At 70.9% G+C, this 17860-nt stretch carries 14 protein-coding genes; 5 read left to right on the plus strand and 9 right to left on the minus strand.

Annotated features, from left to right (window positions below; genetic code table 11):
* Window positions 1–27 precede the first annotated feature (27 nt).
* A complete protein-coding gene (locus tag AC069T_RS13855; RefSeq protein ID WP_478782936.1) occupies window positions 28–2208 on the plus strand; it encodes a RecQ family ATP-dependent DNA helicase in 2181 nt (726 codons plus the stop codon).
* Window positions 2209–2432: 224 nt separating this feature from the next.
* Window positions 2433–3068 (plus strand): hypothetical protein, encoded by a 636-nt coding sequence (locus AC069T_RS13860; protein ID WP_358851467.1) that lies wholly within the window; start codon window positions 2433–2435, stop codon window positions 3066–3068.
* A gap of 420 nt (window positions 3069–3488) precedes the next feature.
* On the opposite strand, the gene AC069T_RS13865 is transcribed toward AC069T_RS13860, so the two are convergent.
* From AC069T_RS13865 to AC069T_RS13875, 3 genes are all read right to left on the minus strand, one after another.
* Window positions 3489–4115 carry a hypothetical protein gene (locus AC069T_RS13865; protein WP_478782937.1) on the minus strand — a complete coding sequence of 209 codons (627 nt, stop codon included), beginning with the start codon at window positions 4113–4115 and terminating at the stop codon, window positions 3489–3491.
* Window positions 4116–4183: 68 nt separating this feature from the next.
* Window positions 4184–4885, minus strand: a complete 702-nt coding sequence (locus AC069T_RS13870) for a ribonuclease HII (RefSeq protein ID WP_478782938.1) — start codon at window positions 4883–4885, stop codon at window positions 4184–4186.
* A gap of 93 nt (window positions 4886–4978) precedes the next feature.
* Window positions 4979–5602, minus strand: a complete 624-nt coding sequence (locus AC069T_RS13875; RefSeq protein WP_478782939.1) for a TetR/AcrR family transcriptional regulator — start codon at window positions 5600–5602, stop codon at window positions 4979–4981.
* 174 nt (window positions 5603–5776) lie between these two features.
* Between AC069T_RS13875 and AC069T_RS13880 the strand changes: the two genes are divergently transcribed.
* A complete protein-coding gene (locus tag AC069T_RS13880) occupies window positions 5777–7324 on the plus strand; it encodes an MFS transporter (protein ID WP_478782940.1) in 1548 nt (515 codons plus the stop codon).
* A gap of 105 nt (window positions 7325–7429) precedes the next feature.
* Here AC069T_RS13880 and AC069T_RS13885 read toward each other — a convergent pair whose 3' ends face one another.
* The 4 genes from AC069T_RS13885 to AC069T_RS13900 form a co-directional block, all read right to left on the minus strand.
* Complete coding sequence (locus tag AC069T_RS13885) at window positions 7430–8911, minus strand: DUF4153 domain-containing protein (protein WP_478782994.1); 1482 nt, start codon at window positions 8909–8911, stop codon at window positions 7430–7432.
* An 837-nt stretch (window positions 8912–9748) separates the two neighbouring features.
* On the minus strand, window positions 9749–10654 hold the full coding sequence (locus AC069T_RS13890) for an ADP-ribosylglycohydrolase family protein (RefSeq protein WP_478782941.1): 906 nt from the start codon (window positions 10652–10654) through the stop codon (window positions 9749–9751).
* A gap of 12 nt (window positions 10655–10666) precedes the next feature.
* Complete coding sequence (locus tag AC069T_RS13895; RefSeq protein WP_358851460.1) at window positions 10667–11326, minus strand: histidine phosphatase family protein; 660 nt, start codon at window positions 11324–11326, stop codon at window positions 10667–10669.
* 127 nt (window positions 11327–11453) lie between these two features.
* Window positions 11454–12059: a YdbC family protein gene (locus AC069T_RS13900; RefSeq protein ID WP_478782942.1), complete on the minus strand. Its 606-nt coding sequence runs from the start codon at window positions 12057–12059 to the stop codon at window positions 11454–11456.
* A gap of 114 nt (window positions 12060–12173) precedes the next feature.
* On the opposite strand from AC069T_RS13900, the gene AC069T_RS13905 reads away from it, so the two are divergent.
* Entirely contained in the window at window positions 12174–12749 is a 576-nt protein-coding gene (locus AC069T_RS13905; RefSeq protein ID WP_478782943.1) for a TerD family protein, read from the plus strand.
* A 170-nt stretch (window positions 12750–12919) separates the two neighbouring features.
* On the opposite strand, the gene AC069T_RS13910 is transcribed toward AC069T_RS13905, so the two are convergent.
* Window positions 12920–15814, minus strand: a complete 2895-nt coding sequence (locus AC069T_RS13910; RefSeq protein ID WP_478782944.1) for a vitamin B12-dependent ribonucleotide reductase — start codon at window positions 15812–15814, stop codon at window positions 12920–12922.
* A 164-nt stretch (window positions 15815–15978) separates the two neighbouring features.
* Window positions 15979–16530, minus strand: coding sequence for a transcriptional regulator NrdR (gene nrdR, locus AC069T_RS13915; RefSeq protein WP_478782945.1), 552 nt, complete (start codon window positions 16528–16530; stop codon window positions 15979–15981).
* A gap of 517 nt (window positions 16531–17047) precedes the next feature.
* On the opposite strand from nrdR, the gene lexA reads away from it, so the two are divergent.
* Window positions 17048–17824 (plus strand): transcriptional repressor LexA, encoded by a 777-nt coding sequence (gene lexA, locus AC069T_RS13920; RefSeq protein WP_478782946.1) that lies wholly within the window; start codon window positions 17048–17050, stop codon window positions 17822–17824.
* The last annotated feature ends 36 nt before the right edge of the window (window positions 17825–17860 follow it).

A 17860-nucleotide genomic window follows, 5' to 3' on the forward strand; every position in this document is an offset into this window, starting at 1 on the left:
GTCCGACCCATCGGGTTGCATGGAGCCATGAGCAACGAAGACCAGCGCCCTCGGACCGACGAAGACCTGCGCACCGCGGCCGATGCCGTACTCGCCCGGCTGGTCGGTGCGCCCGCGGGCGAGGCCCGGCTCCGCGAGGACCAGTGGCGCGCCATCGAGGCCCTGGTCGCCGACAAGCGCAGAGCCCTGGTGGTGCAGCGCACCGGCTGGGGCAAGTCCGCGGTGTACTTCGTCGCGACCGCGTTGCTGCGGGAACGGGGAGCCGGGCCCACGGTCATCGTGTCCCCCCTGCTCGCGCTGATGCGCAACCAGGTGGAGGCGGCCGCCCGCGCCGGCATCCGCGCTCGCACGATCAACTCGTCCAACACGGAGGAGTGGGACACCATCCAGGCCGAGGTGGCGGCGAGTGAGGTCGACGTGCTGCTGGTGAGCCCGGAGCGGCTCAACAATCCCGACTTCCGCGACCAGGTCCTCCCGAAGCTGTCCGCCGCGACGGGCCTGCTCGTGGTGGACGAGGCGCACTGCATCTCCGACTGGGGCCACGACTTCCGGCCGGACTACCGCAGGCTGCGCACGATGCTCGCCGACCTCCCGCCCGGCGTACCCGTGCTGGCCACCACGGCGACAGCCAACGCGCGCGTGACGGCCGACGTGGCCGAGCAGCTCGGTACGGGCGGCGGTACGGACGCGCTCGTGCTGCGAGGGCCGCTGGACCGGGAGAGCCTGAGTCTCGGAGTGCTGCAGCTGCCGGACGCGGCGAACCGCATGGCCTGGCTGGCCGAGCACCTCGTTGACCTGCCCGGGTCGGGAATCATCTACACGCTCACGGTGGCCGCCGCGGAGGAGGTCACCGCGTTCCTGCGGCAGTGCGGGCACACGGTGACGTCGTACACGGGCAAGACGGAGAACGCGGACCGTCAGCAGGCCGAGGAGGATCTGCTCGCCAACCGTGTGAAGGCCCTCGTCGCGACTTCCGCGCTGGGCATGGGCTTCGACAAGCCGGACCTGGGTTTCGTGGTGCACCTCGGCTCACCCTCGTCCCCGATCGCGTACTACCAGCAGGTGGGGCGCGCCGGCCGAGGTGTGGAGCACGCCGAGGTGCTCCTCCTGCCGGGCAAGGAGGACCAGGCGATCTGGCAGTACTTCGCGTCGATCGCGTTCCCGCCGGAGGAGCAGGTCCGCCGCACCCTCGACGTGCTCGCCGGGGGCGGCAGGCCGTTGTCGCTGCCCGCACTCGAACCTCTGGTGGAGCTGCGCCGCTCCCGGCTGGAGACGATGCTCAAGGTCCTCGACGTGGACGGGGCGGTGCGGCGGGTGCAGGGCGGCTGGATCTCCACGGGAGTTCCGTGGACGTACGACGGCGAGCGCTACGCCTGGGTCGCCAGGCAGCGGGCCGCCGAGCAGCAGGCGATGCGGGACTACGTCACGACGACGGGCTGCCGGATGGAGTTCCTGCGCCGGCAGCTGGACGACGAGGGTGCCACGCCGTGCGGGCGGTGTGACAACTGCGCGGGGCCCCGGTTCACCGACTCGGTCTCCGCCCCCTCGCTGGAGGCCGCGCGTGGCGAGCTCGGTCGCGCGGGCGTCGAGGTCGAGCCCCGGAAGATGTGGCCCACCGGTCTGCCGGCGGTCGGCGTCGATCTGAAGGGCCGGATCCCCGCCGGGGAGCAGTTCTCGCCGGGGCGGGCGCTGGGCAGACTTTCGGACATCGGCTGGGGGAACCGGCTGCGGCCGATGCTCGCGCCCCAGGCTCCCGACGGGCCGGTGCCGGACGACGTCGCACAGGCCGTGGTCGGTGTCCTGGCCGACTGGGCAAAGGGACCCGGCGGATGGGCCTCGGGCCAGGCCGACGCGCAACCACGCCCCGCCGGTGTCGTCACCATGGCCTCACGCACGCGTCCTCAGCTGATCCAGTCGCTCGGCGCGGGGATCGCCGAAATCGGCCGACTGCCGCTGCTGGGATCCGTCGAGTACACGGGTGAGCTCTCGCACGCCTCCCGGAGCAACAGCGCACAGCGGCTGAAGGCACTCGACGGCGCGCTGACCGTGCCGCCCGAGCTGGCCGCCGCGCTCAGGGAGGCGGACGGACCAGTGCTGCTCGTGGACGACGCGACGGAGACGGGCTGGACGTTGGCGGTGGCCGCGCGACTCCTGCGACGGGCCGGAGCACAGGGGGTGTTGCCGCTGGTCCTCGCCGTGCAAGCGTGACCCATGCGCCGCCGAGGAGGACAGCGGGCAGGGATATAGGCGGCCTATCGCCGCAAAACCGTCTGTGGCCCCAATTGCTCGTTGCCGCAACCAAGTTCGCCAGGAAGAATTGAACTCCGCTCCCCGCACGGCCCGTCCGTGGTCCGGTAGGGCTCTGTTGCGGTGCGCGCTCCCCCAAGTCCGACCCTCGCCCGAAGTGTGGGCGCGTAGCCGAAGGGAGGACCGTGACCTTCGGATTCGCTCCGTCCTCGGCGGCATCCATGTCGACGTCTGCCGACCTGTCCGCCGCTTCCGCCAATCCACTGACCCGAATGCTCGAGCCGGCCGAATGGGCCGCCGCGGGGATCCCCCTGCTGCGTGACCCGCGCGAGGTCGTCAGCGGGCTGCACTCCCGGCACCGCCCCGGCGCCGCGACGGTGATCGTGGCCGTCCTCGACCCGGACGAACGGCTGCGGGCAAGCGCCTCGTTCACGCGCCGGCCCGCGCCGGCCGACGGATGGCTCTTCCGCAACGTGCTGCTGGAGCAGCTGCGCCGGGTCATCCCGCACGACCTCCGCCGCCGCACCCCGATTCGTACGGCTGTCCTGATCTACTGCCGTGACGGCGACGCGCGCTGGACGGAGGAGGACGGGGCGTGGATGTGGGGGTTGCGGGACGCCTGCACGTTGCACGGCCTGCGCTGCGGGGCGTACATCACGCTGACGCGTGACGGCTGGCAGGTTCTCGGCGAGGGACGCGGCGGGCGCCGTCCCAGCGCGGACTCGGAACCGGAGCCCTTCGCCACGGCCGACGCGCCGCCCCCGCCGCCGCGCACCGGGGGCGCCGCTTCGGAGCTGTTGCGACGAGCCGCCGCCCGCTGAGGAGTCCCTTCCAGCCACTGGGAAGCTGCCTCCACCCGGTTGCCTCCACCCGGTGAGGAGCCGCTTCCGCCTGCTGGGGCGTCGCTCGCCATGCAGCTGCCTGGCACCGAAGGAGTCCTGCGGTCCGCCAAGTGAGGCGTGCCGTCCGCCGAAGGGGACGACCTCTCAAGAGGCGCCCCCACCGAGGGCCGTAGCAGCGCAAGCGATCGACTGCCGCTGACGGCAAACGGCATCTTGGCCCCATCGGACAGGATGGCCGCGGGAGCGCTGAACGCCCTGCGCCTTCAGGCCGTCGGCAGACGGCAGACGGCAGACGGCAGACGGCAGCGTAGACCCTGCCGTCTGCCGTCTGCCGTCTGCCGTCGGAAGGGCGGCCAGGGGCGGGCGCCGAACGGTTCCGGACGAGCGTCCGGAACAGGCTCAGACCCCCGCGCCCAGCACCGCGTTGATCTGCTGCGGGTCACCGCAGACGATCAGCACGGCACCGGCCCGGCCGAGGGCCAGCGGCAGGGCGGAGGCGACGGCGGCGGCGGGACCGCCGTTGACGGCGACCACGACCACGGGTCGGGACGCGGCCCGGCCCGCGACGGAGGCGTCGGCGTAGAAGACGTCGTCGCCCGCGTCGTGCAGACCCCAGTAGGCGGTCTCGCCGAAGGAGAGTTCGTGCGCGGCCCACGGGTGCGGATCGCCGGTGGTGATCACCAGCACCTCACCCGGGGCGCGGCCCGACTCGAGCAGCAGGTCGACGGCTTCTTCCGCCGCGTCCAGCGCACCCTCGGCCGACGCCGGGATCAGCTGGATCTGCGGGTGGGAACCGGCCTGTGCGGCCGCCGGGACCGAAGGCGCGGGCTTGGCCACGGCCGGTTCGCGCGACGTGCGTTGGACCGGCACGGGCCGGACAGGACCCGGACGGCCGGGACGCGGCGGGGCCGCGGGACGGGGGCCGGGTACGGGGCGGGGGGTCGGCGCGACGCGGCCACTGGCCGAGGTGGCGCGGGGACCCTGGGCACTCTCGTGAATCTGAGGCTCCTCGGGAGGGAGAGGCATGAGCTGATATTTATCAAACGCCGGTGCGACACGCGTCAGCGGGTGGCACATACGTGCGAGCGGGACCGTCAGAAATCGAATCCGAGCTGGCCCTCGATCTCCGGAACGTTTCCGTCCGCCCAGGCGCGGGCCTTCTTGAGGTGCCGCCACCGGGGCAGCGCATCAAGATACGCCCACGTCAGCCGGTGGTACGGGGTGGGGCCCCGCTCCGCCAGCGCGGCCTTGTGCACCGGGGACGGATACCCGGCGTTGGCCGCAAAACCGAAGTCTGCATGGTCGGCACCCAGTTCGGCCATCATTTTGTCGCGCTGCACCTTGGCGATCACCGAGGCCGCGGCGACGGCCACGCAGGACTGGTCACCCTTGATCACGGTGCGGACCTGCCAGGGAGAGCCGAGGTAGTCGTGCTTCCCGTCGAGGATGACCGCGTCGGGGCGGACCGGCAGGGTCTCCAGGGCCCGTCCCGCCGCGAGCCGCAGCGCGGCCGTCATGCCCATGTCGTCGATCTCCTCCGGGGAGGCGTGACCGAGGGCGTACGACGTCACCCAGGTGCGCAGTTCCTCCGCGAGGGCGGTACGGCGCTTGAGGGTGAGGAGCTTGGAGTCGGTGAGGCCCTCGGGCGGCCGGCGCAGTCCGGTGATCGCCGCGCAGACGGTGACGGGGCCGGCCCAAGCACCGCGCCCCACCTCGTCGACACCGGCAATGACCTTCGCTCCGGTCGTGGCGCGGAGGGAGCGCTCGACGGTGTGGGTGGGAGGTTCGTACGGCATGGCGCCCTTAGCGTACGCCGCCCGGAACCCGCGGCGACACCCAGGCTTCCCCGGCCCGCCTCCGGTGCGCGGAGGCGACGGGAATCGCCTCGGTCACGCGGCGTCCGGACGCAGCAGCGGCATCATGAGCTGATCGATCATCTCTTCCAGATCGGTCTGGCTCCATTCGCTGGCGCACACCTTCGACCGGTACATCATCATCGCCGGGATGGCGTCGAACACGTAGGCGTTCGCGGCGTCGGCTCGCACGTCGCCCCGCCCGATGCCACGGCGGATGACCTCTTGGAGCAGCCGCATGGTCGGCTCGACGACTCCGTCGAGGATCACGCCGTGGAAACGTTCGGCCTGCGGGGCGTCGCATTCGTGAAGGACCGAACGCAGCGCGAGGCCCGGGCGCGAGAACATCGCCTCACGCACCCGCCGGCACAGCTCCAGCAGGTCCTCGCGGACACCGCCGAGGTCGGGCGCCTCCGCGAAGCGCGGCAGCCCGGCCGCCAGGGCGTCCGCGACGAGGTCCTCCTTGGACGGCCACCGGCGGTAGACCGCCGCCTTCCCCGTCTGGGCTCCCGCGGCGACACCCTCCATGGTGAGGCCGCTCCAGCCGACCGTGCCGAGCTGTTCCAGGGCGGCTTCGAGGATCGCCCGTTCGAGCACGGCGCCGCGCCGACGCGGGGAGGCCGCCCGAGCGGGGGCGGCCGTGCAGTGCGAAGTAGCCATCAGTGTCTCTCCGTTGAGCATGAGGAATCGGGGATTCCCGGTGGGGACGAGCGAGCACCTGGCGAAAAACGGCAGAGTCTTCAGTGAACGCTTGCGTTCACTGTTGGGGAGTCACTACCGTTGCTCGCGACAGTGAACGCGAGCGTTCACTAACGTACTTGTGGGGGACCCATAGTGACGACCTCTCAGTTGATACCCGAAAGAAAACCCGGAGCGGCCCGCCGGGAGGGACATCCCAGCATCGCACTCGCGGTCATCGCGGCCTGCCAACTCATGGTGGTACTCGACGCGACGATTGTGAACATCGCGCTCCCGCACATTCAAGACGCACTCGAATTCAGCACGACCGACCTGACCTGGGTGGTCAGCGCCTACACCCTCACCTTCGGCGGGCTGCTGCTCCTCGGCGGGCGGGCCGGTGACATCCTCGGCCGGCGCCGGGTCTTCATGACCGGAATCCTGCTGTTCACGGCCGCCTCGCTGCTGGGCGGCCTGGCCCAGGAGCCGTGGCAGCTGATGGCGGCGCGCGCGCTCCAGGGAGTGGGTGGCGCGATCGCGTCGCCCACTTCACTGGCTCTGATCACCACCACCTTCCCGGAAGGCCCGGAGCGCAACCGGGCGTTCGGGGTCTTCGCCGCGGTCTCCGCGGGCGGCGGCGCCGTCGGGCTCCTCGCGGGCGGCATGCTCACGGAGTGGCTCGACTGGCGCTGGGTGCTCTTCGTGAACGTGCCCATCGGCCTGCTGATCGCCGCGCTCGCACCGATGTACATCACCGAGTCCGAACGCCACCCGGGCCGCTTCGACGTCGCGGGAGCACTCACCTCGACGCTCGGCATGGCGTCCCTGGTCTACGGCTTCATCCGGGCCGCGGAGGAGGGCTGGCGGGACAGCCTCACCGTCGGGTCCTTCGGCGCCGCGGTGGTCCTGCTGCTGGCCTTCGGGTTCGTCGAGATGCGGGCCAAGGAGCCGATCACTCCGCTGCGGATGTTCGTCGACCGGAACCGCTCGGGCACGTACGTGATCATGCTCAGCCTGGCCGCGGCCATGTTCGGCATGTTCTTCTACATCGTGCTCTTCGTGCAGAACGTGCTGGGGTACAGCCCGATCTCGGCAGGCGTGGCCTTCCTCCCCGTGACCGTCGCGATCGTCACCGGCGCGGGACTGTCGCAGAGGTTCCTGCCCGTGCTCGGCCCCAAGCCGTTCATGGTGGTGGGCTCGTCGCTCGTCGCCCTCGGGCTGGGCTGGCTGACCTTCATCAGCCCGGACAGCTCATACGCCGGCGGGATCCTCGGCCCCATGCTGCTCTTCGGCTTCGGCATGGGGCTGAACTTCGTGACCCTGACACTCACCGCGGTCTCCGGTGTCTCCTCGCACGAGGCGGGCGCGGCGTCGGGCCTGCTCAACGCCACGCAGCAGGTGGGCGGTTCGCTCGGCCTCTCCATCCTCACCACGGTCTTCGGTTCGGCCGGCCGGGACGAGGCGGAGAAGCAGCTGCCGAACTTCCTCGCCGAGGCCTCGGCCGAGCAGAAGGCCGAGTTCGCCAAGACCCGCCAACTGCCCTCCCCGTGGGGCCATGAGGTGCTCGCCGAGGGCATCGCGGCCGCCTTCGTCCCGGCCGCCGCGATGGCCGTGCTCGCGCTGATCGTCGCGTCGCTGGTGATCAAGGTCCGCAAGAGCGACCTGGACGCACTGGCAGGGACGGCAGGGCCGGCCGGAGGCTGAACAGCATGCCGAGGAGGCCGGCCGCGCCCGGAAACCGGCGGCCAGGACGTCGCCCGGCCTTCTGCGGCAGCAGCACTCCGCGAACCACCGGGAACCGGCAGGACCTCAGCGGTACGCGCTCTCGTCCCCGAGACCGCTGCACACGGTCCAGTCCGCGCTTTTCGACAGCGGTCGCCCGGCGAGAATCTCCCGGGCGCGCGCCTCACCCCAGCTGGTCGCGTACCAGGACTCGTCGCCGTCGGCCAGGTCGTCGGCGACGAGCCGCAGCGCGCAGCTGCGCAGCGGCTCCTCCAGCTTGTCCAGTGCCGGTACGGCGTCGGCGGACAGGCCGCGCGCGTAGTCGAGGTCGATCCTGCCCGTGTCCTCGTACCGCTGGACGTTGCGCTCGGCGATCACCGCGTCCGGTGACAGCAGTCCGAACGCGAGCACCGCGGCGGCGGCACTGGCGGCGACGGCGCGGGGCAGCCGGCGCGCTCCCCACACCCCGGCCGCCATGATGAGCGCGATGACGAGCCCGAGCCAGAGCTCCATCGCCACCACCGAGACCCTCAGACGCGTCAGCCCGTACGCCTCCACATACATGTCCATACGCCGCACCGCCGACGCCACGACAACGAGCGCCAGCGCACACAGAGTTCCCAGGACACCACGCACCAGCGTGCGGTCACGGGCGCCGTCGCGGGGCGCCCAGCGCAGGGCGAGGACGATGACGAGCAGCGTCAGCAGGGTGACCGTCAGCAGCTGCCAGAAACCCTGTCGCGCGTACTCGGCGTAGGTCTGGCCCGTCTGCTCCAGTACGGCGTCGTATCCGCCGAAGAGCACCGCCAGCTGGACGGCGTTGAAGGCGGCGAAGAGCACGACGAGCACGGTCAGCGGGAGCGCCCACTCGACACGGCCGCGGGCGCGGCCCTCGGGTATCCGGGCGCGGTCCCAGTGGACGGGCGCCGCCGCCGTATGGGCGGCCGCGAGGCCGAGGACCAGTCCGAACGCCAGGAGCAGGAGATGCCAGGGGCCGCCGGAGACGGACGCGTCCGGCAACAGGCCGCCGAGCAGGTCCGCGAAGGCCGCGTCGGCCCCCGCGAACAGCGCGCCGAAGACCAGCAGCAGGACCGCGGTCACCGCCAGGGCGCGCAGGGCGGGACCGACGCGCCCCCGGGCGCCGCCCGCGCGTTCACGCAGTCCCTGCCAGCCCCAGACGGGACCGGTGACGACCGAGTTGAACACCCCCAGCGGGCTGAGCAGCACGGCGAGCCAGCTCCGGCCGCCGTTCAGGGCGAGCGAGCCCGTCCCCACCGCGGCGGCGACGGCCAGGAAGGACGGCCAGTCGGCGTCGCGCAGTGCCGGTACCGCCAGCAGGGCCAGTCCGCCGATGCCCCATCCGAGTGTCCACGCGCGCGTGCGCCGTCCCGCGGCCTGCGCGGCGAAGTAGCCGGCGAGGGCGGCCGGCAGCGCGACGAGCAGGAGGTTGAGCGCCAGGCCGTCGCCCAGGAGCAGCATGCTCAGCAGTCCGGTGGCGAGCACCGCCCACAGGGTGGCCGTACGGATGGGTGCCGGCGTTTCGACCCGGAGCCCGGCGAGCCAGGACACGGGAGGGGGCGACGGGGCGGCCCAGTCGCCGTCCTCCGCCTCGTCGTCGGCGCGCTCGTCATCGGCCCGTCCTTCGTCCTCCGCCCCGTCGTCGGCGCGATCAACGTCCTCGTCCTCGTCGCGCACGCCCTCCTCGTCCTCGCCCTCGTCCTCGCCCTCGTCCTCGTCCTCGTTAGCGTGCTCGCCGTCCTCGTCGGCATCGGCTTGTTCGCCGTCCGCGTGAGCGTCAGCGGGCGCGCCGTGTGCGTCGCCGTCCGCGTGAGCGTCAGCGAGCGCGCCGTGTGCGTCGCCGTCCTCCTCGCGGTCGGCGCCCTCGCCGACCGCGGCGTCGTCCGGGACTGCGTCGCCCGGGACGGCGCCGTCCCGCGCGCCGGTCTTCGGCACGGTGTCGCTGGACGCCTTCTCCGCTGCGGTCCGGGGACCGGCGTCGCCCCGTGCGCCGGACGCCGGAACGGCCCCGCCGTTCCGGGCCCGGTGGACTCCCCCGGACTTCTCCGGCTTCGGTGCCGTTTCTCCTGGCTCGGACGTGGACGGTGTGTCGGACACGGGACCCCCTCCCAGCCGGTCCACGCACAGCCCGGGGCGCGCCGAAGCGGCGGCAGGGCTGGGGACCGATGTCTCGTCGGCGCGCGCCCGGCATGATCAACAGGCGGCGTGGCGGCCCACGTTATCCACGGGTGTCGGGCCCGGGCCGCGGGCGGCCGCGCTGTAGCAGGCCTGTGACAGACGAGGCGTGTGTGACCGACGAGGGCGGTGGGACACGTCAGGCCCGCCCGGCGGGAGCCACGGCAAGGCGTCGGACCGCGGCAGCTCAGGCGCCCGGTCGGGTCCGCCGGCTCACGCCGGGACCGCCACCCACTCCGGCAGCGGCTCCGTCCGCTCCAGCCACGTGTGCGGCGGGGCACCGGTCTTCCCCGAGGCGACGACACCGCCCACGATGGCGCAGGTGGTGTCCATGTCTCCGCCCACCTGGGCGGTCGACCAGAACGCCTCCTCGTAACCACCGAGGGCCCGGGCCGCCGACCAGAGCGCGAACGGCACCGTGTCGTGTGCCGTCGTACGCCGTCCGCAGCCCAGCACGGCGGCGACCGTCGCGGTGTCGCCGTAGTCGAGCATGTCCCGGGCGCGTCGCAGGCCCGCGCCGACCGCGCTGCGCGGTACGAGCGCGATGACGCCGTCCAGCAGCGTCTCGGCTCCGGGCGGGCCCGCCGGGTCGGCCGCCAGGGCGGCGGCCGCGGCGACGGCCATGGCGCCGACGACGGCCTCACGGTGCTGATGCGTGGGGTAGGCCGAGATCTCGGCCTGGTGCGTCGCCTGCTCCGGGTCGTCCGCGTACCAGGCGCCGAGGGGAGCGATCCGCATCGCTGCGCCGTTCCCCCAGGAGCCCTGTCCCTTGAAGAGCGCGGAGGACAGCTCGCGCCAGTCGCCGCCGTCGCGGATCTGCCGCAGCAGGCGGTCGACAGCGGGCCCGTAACCCCGCTCGACGTCGTGGTGCTCGGCGAAGGAGAGAGCCAGCTCGTCCTGGTCGATGCGGTGGCGTTCGGCCAGCACGGCCACCACGGAGGACGCCATCGCGGTGTCGTCGGTCCACCGCCACGGGCCGGCCGGCAGCTCGCGGCTCTTGAGCAGCGGGAGGTTCACGGGCAGGAAGAACTGCGAGCCCAGCGCGTCTCCCACCGCGAGTCCGCGCAGGCTGGACAGGGCGCGGGCCAAGCGCCCGTCGGGAGAGGAGTCAGCGGTCATCGCCCTGCCACTCTATCCGGTGACTCCGTACGATTCCGGATCACGCCAGCGTTCGAAAGGCCGGTCAAGTGTGTACCTGCCGTCGTCCCCGAGAACGAGCATCCGCATCTCCGCGTTCCCGGGATTCGACAGCGACTCGAATTCCGCGACCGTCCAGTGGAACCAGCGCATGCAGAACAGCCGCATGGCGAGGCCGTGCGTGACCAGGAGCACGTTCGGCGGGTGGTCCGGGGCCTCGAAGCTCCGGTAGAGGCTCTCCAGGAAGTTGCCGACCCGGTCGTACACGTCGGCGCCGGACTCCCCCTGGGCGAAGCGGTAGAAGAAGTGGCCGTACGCGTCCCGGTACGCCTTCTGCAGACGTACGTCGTCCCGGTCCTGCCAGTTGCCCCAGTCCTGCTCGCGCAGCCGGGGCTCCTCGCGCACCCGCACCAGCTCGGGGTCGAGATGGAAGGCCCGGAACGTCTCGTGCGTACGGCGGTACGGGGAGACGTAAACGCTTACGCGCTCCCGTCCGAAGAGCTCGCGAAGCTGTTTGCCCCGCTCCTCCGCCTGCCGCCACCCGGCGTCGGTGAGCGCCAGAGCGTGGTCGGGCTCGCGTTCGTACACGGTGTCGTCGGCGTTGCCCGCCGACTCGCCGTGCCGGACAAGAACGATGCGCCGCGGTCGTGCCATGCCGAAACCCTAGATCGGCCGACGCCCGATCGAGCACTCGTACGGGCTCCATACGGCGTAGATCACACAAATCGACCTCGCCAGAGGGGTCAGGGACGCTTTCCCGCCCCGGGCGCGCCCTCCCGCCTCAGACGATCCAGGACGGCTCCAGCTGGACTATGTCGCCGGCGAGGGCGGCCACGTCCGCCTCGGTCTGGGCTCGCAGGGCGAGACGCTCGACCCGCTCGTCCCGGTACTTTCCGTGCTCGGCGGCCGACTGCCACATGGAGAGAATCAGGAACTCCTGACCCGGCGCCTCACCGAACAACCCGCGGATCATGCCCGGCGAGCCGGCCATGGCGGGGTTCCACACCTTCTCCTGCATGAGGGCGAAGTGCTCGGCACGCTCCTCGTGGACCCGGCAGTGCGCCACCCGCACCAGGTCGGCGTCCGTGAACCTCGGCTCGAAGCCGGTCTTCACGTCGAAACGGTGGTCGAACAGCTTCGCCTGGAGGTCCTTGTAGGTGCCCGACTGCGCGGCCGCGAGCCGGTCGTGGGAGCGGGCCATGAAGGAGTCGTAGAAGGCGCGGCTCTCCCAGAAGGCGAAGAGGTGCGCCACACCCGGCCGTCCCCGGCTCCAGCCCCCGCCCTGCCCCCGGAAACCAGGCTCGCCCAGAAGCCCCGCCCACTTTCGCTGCCCCCGCTCGAAACCGCGGCGGTCCACCACGGTGCAGCGAATCCACTTGACCAGCACCGCGCCATCGTAAGGCCAAGGGACGTGGCGCCGGTCACGCTCCGGAGGAGTGCACCCGGGCAAGCGCCCCCGCGCTCGTGACACGATGTGCAACCAGCCCTTGTAACAGCACAGTTGGGGCAGACGGACAGTCGGACACGGGGAGGGAAGATCATGGTGAACGGTCTCAGCAAGGGCATCAACAAGGTCGAGTTGTCGGTGAAGTGGGACCCGAGTCCCGCCGGCGAGCCGAACACCGATCTCGACATCGTCGCCGGGACCTACCTGGCGGACGACCCGCACGGAAGTGCCGACTACGTCGTGCACTTCGACAGCCGCTCCCCGGACGGCACCATCTACCTCGACCGGGACAGCAAGGACGGCAAGGGCTTCGGTTGGGACGAGGTCATGACCCTGGAGCTGAACCGGCTCGACGACCGCTACACGCGCGTGGTCGTGGGCGTCGTCATCCAGCAGCGTTCCGGCCGCAGGACGTTCGGGGAGGTCATGAACCCCGGTCTGCGCATGCGCGAGGGGTACACCGTCCTGGCCGAGGACGACTTCAGCGGTGTGCCGCAGGCGACGGCGGCGACCGTCGGGGAGTTCGTGCGCGACGGCTCCGGGGAGTGGACCTTCCACCCCGGCATCGACGGCTACGACACGGACCCCGGGGAGTTCACCAGGCTCATGGGCAGGCGCCGCGACGCCTGATCGCGCCGCTGCGGGAGAAGCAGGTCGCCACGAAGGCCCGGGAGTCCCCGGCACCGTGACCGGCCGGGCCGGCCGCGTCCGGCGGCCGGCCCCGGGACGCGAGCGGGGAGCCGGCGACTCGCCGGCTCCCCGCTCACACCGTGTACTTCAGGCCTGACGGCCGCTTCCGGTCAGCTGCAACCGCTGGTCGAGCCGCAGCCCTCGCAGATGTAGCAGGAACCGGCCCGCTGCATCTTCGTACCGCAGGAGAAGCACAGGGGGGCGTCCGCCTGGATGCCCAGCTGCATCTCCACCAGTTCGGCACTGGTGTGCGCCTGCTGCGGGACGGGCTTGACCGCCTCGACCTCGGCCTTCGGAGTGGCGACGGCCTTCAGTTCCTGCGCGCGGGGCGCGGACTGGGCCAGGCCCTCGACGTCCATCTCCTCGTCGGTCGGCTCGTACGAACCGGTCTCCAGGTGACGCTGACGCTCCTCGGCCGAGTGGATGCCGAGCGCGGAGCGCGTCTCGAAGGGGAGGAAGTCGAGCGCGAGACGACGGAAGATGTAGTCGACGATCGACTGCGCCATCCGCACGTCCGGGTCGTCGGTCATGCCGGCCGGCTCGAAGCGCATGTTCGTGAACTTCGAGACGTACGTCTCCAGCGGCACCCCGTACTGCAGACCCACCGAGACGGCGATGGAGAAGGCGTCCATCATGCCCGCGAGGGTCGAGCCCTGCTTCGACATCTTCAGGAAGACCTCGCCGAGACCGTCGTCGGGGTAGGAGTTCGCGGTCATGTAGCCCTCGGCGCCGCCCACCGTGAAGGAAGTGGTGATGCCGGGCCGGCCCTTGGGGAGGCGCTTGCGGACCGGGCGGTACTCGACGACCTTCTCGATCGCGGTACGGATGGTCTCCTCGGCCGTCGCGGTGACCTCCGCCTTCTCCTTCTCCTTGGTCTTCGCGGAGAGGGGCTGGCCGACCTTGCAGTTGTCGCGGTAGATGGCGAGCGCCTTGACGCCCATCTTCCACGCCTCGAAGTAGACCTCCTCGACGTCCTCGACGGTCGCCGTCTCCGGCAGGTTGACCGTCTTGGAGAGCGCGCCGGAGATCCACGGCTGGATCGCGGCCATCATGCGGACGTGGCCCATCGCGGAGATGGAGCGCTCGCCCATGGCGCAGTCGAAGACCTCGTAGTGCTCCTGCTTGAGGCTCGGCGCGTCGATCACATTGCCGTTCTCGGCGATGTGGGCGACGATCGCCTCGATCTGCTCCTCCTGGTAACCCAGGCGGCGCAGGGCCTGCGGGACGGTGCCGTTGACGATCTGCATCGAACCGCCGCCGACCAGCTTCTTGAACTTGACCAGGGCGAGGTCGGGCTCGAGGCCGGTGGTGTCGCAGGACATCGCGAGACCGATGGTGCCGGTCGGGGCGATGACGGAGGCCTGCGCGTTGCGGAAGCCGTTCTTCTCGCCGAGGTGGAGGACGTCCTGCCAGGCCTCCGTGGCGGCGGCCCAGATCGGCGTGTCCAGGTCGTCCACGCGGACGGCCACGGCGTTGGCGTCGGAGTGCTGCTTCATGACGCGCTGGTGCGGCTGGGCGTTGCGGGCGTAGCCGTCGTACGGGCCGACGACCGCGGCGAGTTCGGCGGAACGCCGGTACGACGTACCCGTCATCAGCGAGGTGATGGCGCCGGCGAGGGCGCGGCCGCCGTCGGAGTCGTACGCGTGGCCGGTCGCCATGAGGAGGGCGCCGAGGTTGGCGTAGCCGATGCCCAGCTGGCGGAAGGCGCGGGTGTTCTCGCCGATCTTCTGGGTCGGGAAGTCCGCGAAGCAGATGGAGATGTCCATCGCGGTGATGACCAGCTCGACGACCTTCGCGAAGCGCTCGACGTCGAAGGACTGGTGGCCCTTGCTGTCGTCCTTCAGGAACTTCATCAGGTTCAGCGAGGCGAGGTTGCAGGACGTGTTGTCCAGGTGCATGTACTCGCTGCACGGGTTCGAGCCGTTGATACGGCCGGACTCCGGGCACGTGTGCCAGTGGTTGATCGTGTCGTCGTACTGGATGCCCGGGTCGGCGCAGGCCCAGGCGGCCTCGGCCATCTTGCGGAAGAGCGACTTGGCGTCGACCTCCTCGATGACCTCGCCGGTCATGCGCGACGTCAGGCCGAACTTGTCGCCCGCCTCGACGGCCTTCATGAACGCGTCGTTCACCCGGACCGAGTTGTTGGCGTTCTGGTACTGGACGGACGTGATGTCGTCGCCGCCCAGGTCCATGTCGAAGCCCGCGTCACGCAGGGCGCGGATCTTCTCCTCCTCCTTCACCTTGGTCTCGATGAAGTCCTCGATGTCGGGGTGGTCGACGTCCAGGATGACCATCTTGGCGGCGCGGCGCGTGGCGCCACCCGACTTGATCGTTCCCGCGGAGGCGTCGGCGCCGCGCATGAAGGAGACGGGACCCGAGGCGTTGCCGCCCGAGGAGAGCAGCTCCTTGGAGGAGCGGATCCGGGAGAGGTTCAGGCCGGCACCGGAGCCGCCCTTGAAGATCATGCCCTCTTCCTTGTACCAGTCGAGGATCGACTCCATGGAGTCGTCGACGGACAGGATGAAGCAGGCGGAGACCTGCTGGGGCTGCGGCGTACCGACGTTGAACCAGACCGGCGAGTTGAAGCTGAAGATCTGGTGCAGGAGGGCGTAGGCCAGCTCGTGCTCGAAGATCTCGGCGTCGGCGGGGGAGGCGAAGTACCGGTAGTCCTCGCCGGCCTTCCGGTACGTCTTCACGATCCGGTCGATGAGCTGCCTGAGGCTCACCTCACGCTGCGGGGTGCCCACAGCGCCGCGGAAGTACTTGCTGGTGACGATGTTGACCGCGTTCACCGACCAGAAGTCGGGGAACTCGACGCCACGCTGCTCGAAGTTGACCGAGCCGTCGCGCCAGTTGGTCATGACGACGTCACGGCTGGCCCACTCGACCTCGTCGTACGGGTGCACGCCGGGGGTGGTGTGGATGCGCTCGACACGCAGTCCCTTGCTCGCCTTGGTGCCCTTGGCGCGGGAACTCCGTGCCGGACCGCTCGCCGTCTCTGTCATGCCGCCTCCCTGTTTCAGGCTAAAACGCCCTGAAGTGCCACGTTCTTCCCATGGCACGTTGTGTGTCTGGTACTGCGCGAGCCGCGTCGGCGGTCCGCGCAGCAGGTCTTCGTCTGCCGCCGGTCGACCGGGGCCGGACGTCTCGTCCGGGTCCGGCCCGCCGGTCAGTCGGCGGCGTTCGCGGGCACGGGGACCTGGACGGTCCCTCCGGACCCGCGGTCGGTCACCTGGCGCTCCGCGTCCGCGACGTCACTGTCCGCGGCGGGGCGCTGCCTGCCTTCCCTGAGTTCCACGATGGCGGCCTCGAAGTCCTCGAGCGAGTCGAACGCCCGGTACACGGACGCGAACCGCAGATAGGCGACGAGGTCGAGCTCCCGCAGCGGGCCGAGTATGGCCAGCCCCACGTCGTGGGTGGTCAGTTCGGCGCTTCCGGTGGCGCGCACCGCCTCTTCGACCCGCTGGCCGAGCTGGGCGAGTGCGTCCTCGGTGACAGGCCGCCCCTGGCACGCCTTGCGCACGCCGTTGATGACCTTGGTGCGGCTGAAGGGCTCGGTGACGCCGGACCGCTTGACCACCATCAGCGAACACGTCTCCACCGTCGTGAAACGGCGGGAGCAGTCGGGGCACTGGCGGCGCCTGCGGATCGACGTGCCGTCGTCGGTCGTACGACTGTCGACGACACGGCTGTCGGGGTGCCTGCAGAAGGGGCAGTGCATGGCTCCAACCCTCCCTCACGGCACGACTCATGGACCTCAGGGACCTCTCGGGCCCCTCGAAGCAGCCCCCAGCATAGGCGATGCCCTGGGGTCGGAAGACCCGGGGGACCACAACTTCTGGGATGCCGCCGCAATCCAACCACTACATGTGGTGGCAGGCACGTAAATCCACACGAGGCGCGCGTGTCGCACACGTATCGGCGGGGTGCCGCGCGGTCATACCGGGGCGCGGGCCTGACGCGACACCGTGAGCGACGCACGGAAGGGACCGGTCCCCGGCCCCGGGTGCACGTGATGGCAGACTGGGCGGCGCCTCGGCGGCTGCGGGTGCACTGAGCGCCCGGCCGTGAAGGGTACAGCAATCCGCCGTTTTGTCCGCGGGACGCAGCGTCAGCCATACACCCAGACACATGATCGCGTCAGTGAATTCCCGCTTTTTCACTCGAACGTGTGTTTGGCGCAACCTTTCGAAAGCCACTACCGTTGTCCAGCAGGGAGACCATCGAGAGGGGCCGACGTGACCACCACCGCAGACAGTGCCACCATCACTGCCCAGGACCGCTCCCAGAGCCGACTCGAGCCGGTGCATGCGATGAACGAAGCCATGAATCATGAGGGACCCAAGCGGTCCCTGCCCGGCCGACCTCCAGGCATCCGGGCGGACAGTTCCGGGCTCACGGACCGACAGCGCCGGGTGATCGAGGTCATCAGGGATTCCGTGCAGCGGCGGGGTTACCCGCCGTCGATGCGGGAGATCGGTCAGGCGGTCGGCCTGTCCAGCACGTCGTCCGTCGCCCATCAGCTGATGGCGCTGGAGCGCAAGGGTTTCCTGCGCCGCGACCCGCACCGCCCTCGCGCGTACGAGGTCCGCGGCTCCGACCAGTCCTCCGTGCAGCCCACGGACACCGCGGGCAAGCCCGCCGCGTCGTACGTCCCGCTCGTCGGACGCATCGCCGCCGGTGGTCCGATCCTCGCCGAGGAATCGGTCGAGGACGTGTTCCCTCTCCCCCGGCAGCTGGTCGGCGACGGTGAGCTGTTCGTCCTGAAGGTCGTCGGTGACTCGATGATCGAGGCGGCCATCTGTGACGGGGACTGGGTGACGGTCCGCCGTCAGCCGGTCGCGGAGAACGGCGACATCGTGGCCGCCATGCTGGACGGCGAGGCCACGGTCAAGCGGTTCAAGCGCGAGGACGGCCACGTGTGGCTGCTGCCGCACAACTCCGCGTACCAGCCGATCCCCGGTGACGAAACGACCATCCTGGGCAAGGTGGTCGCCGTACTGCGGCGGGTGTGACACGCCGCGGCGGGCGCCCTCACTCCGCGCCCGCCC

The organism is Streptomyces sp. NPDC043867 (assembly GCF_056435845.1).

What these genes read in the sequence shown, in the direction of transcription:
- AC069T_RS13855 (WP_478782936.1), top strand. Translation starts at nt 28, where the DNA reads ATGAGCAACGAAGACCAGCGCCCTCGGACCGACGAAGACCTGCGCACC.
- AC069T_RS13865 (WP_478782937.1), bottom strand. Translation starts at nt 4,115, where the DNA reads ATGCCTCTCCCTCCCGAGGAGCCTCAGATTCACGAGAGTGCCCAGGGT.
- AC069T_RS13870 (WP_478782938.1), bottom strand. Translation starts at nt 4,885, where the DNA reads ATGCCGTACGAACCTCCCACCCACACCGTCGAGCGCTCCCTCCGCGCC.
- AC069T_RS13875 (WP_478782939.1), bottom strand. Translation starts at nt 5,602, where the DNA reads ATGGCTACTTCGCACTGCACGGCCGCCCCCGCTCGGGCGGCCTCCCCG.
- AC069T_RS13890 (WP_478782941.1), bottom strand. Translation starts at nt 10,654, where the DNA reads ATGACCGCTGACTCCTCTCCCGACGGGCGCTTGGCCCGCGCCCTGTCC.
- AC069T_RS13895 (WP_358851460.1), bottom strand. Translation starts at nt 11,326, where the DNA reads ATGGCACGACCGCGGCGCATCGTTCTTGTCCGGCACGGCGAGTCGGCG.
- AC069T_RS13910 (WP_478782944.1), bottom strand. Translation starts at nt 15,814, where the DNA reads ATGACAGAGACGGCGAGCGGTCCGGCACGGAGTTCCCGCGCCAAGGGC.
- nrdR (WP_478782945.1), bottom strand. Translation starts at nt 16,530, where the DNA reads ATGCACTGCCCCTTCTGCAGGCACCCCGACAGCCGTGTCGTCGACAGT.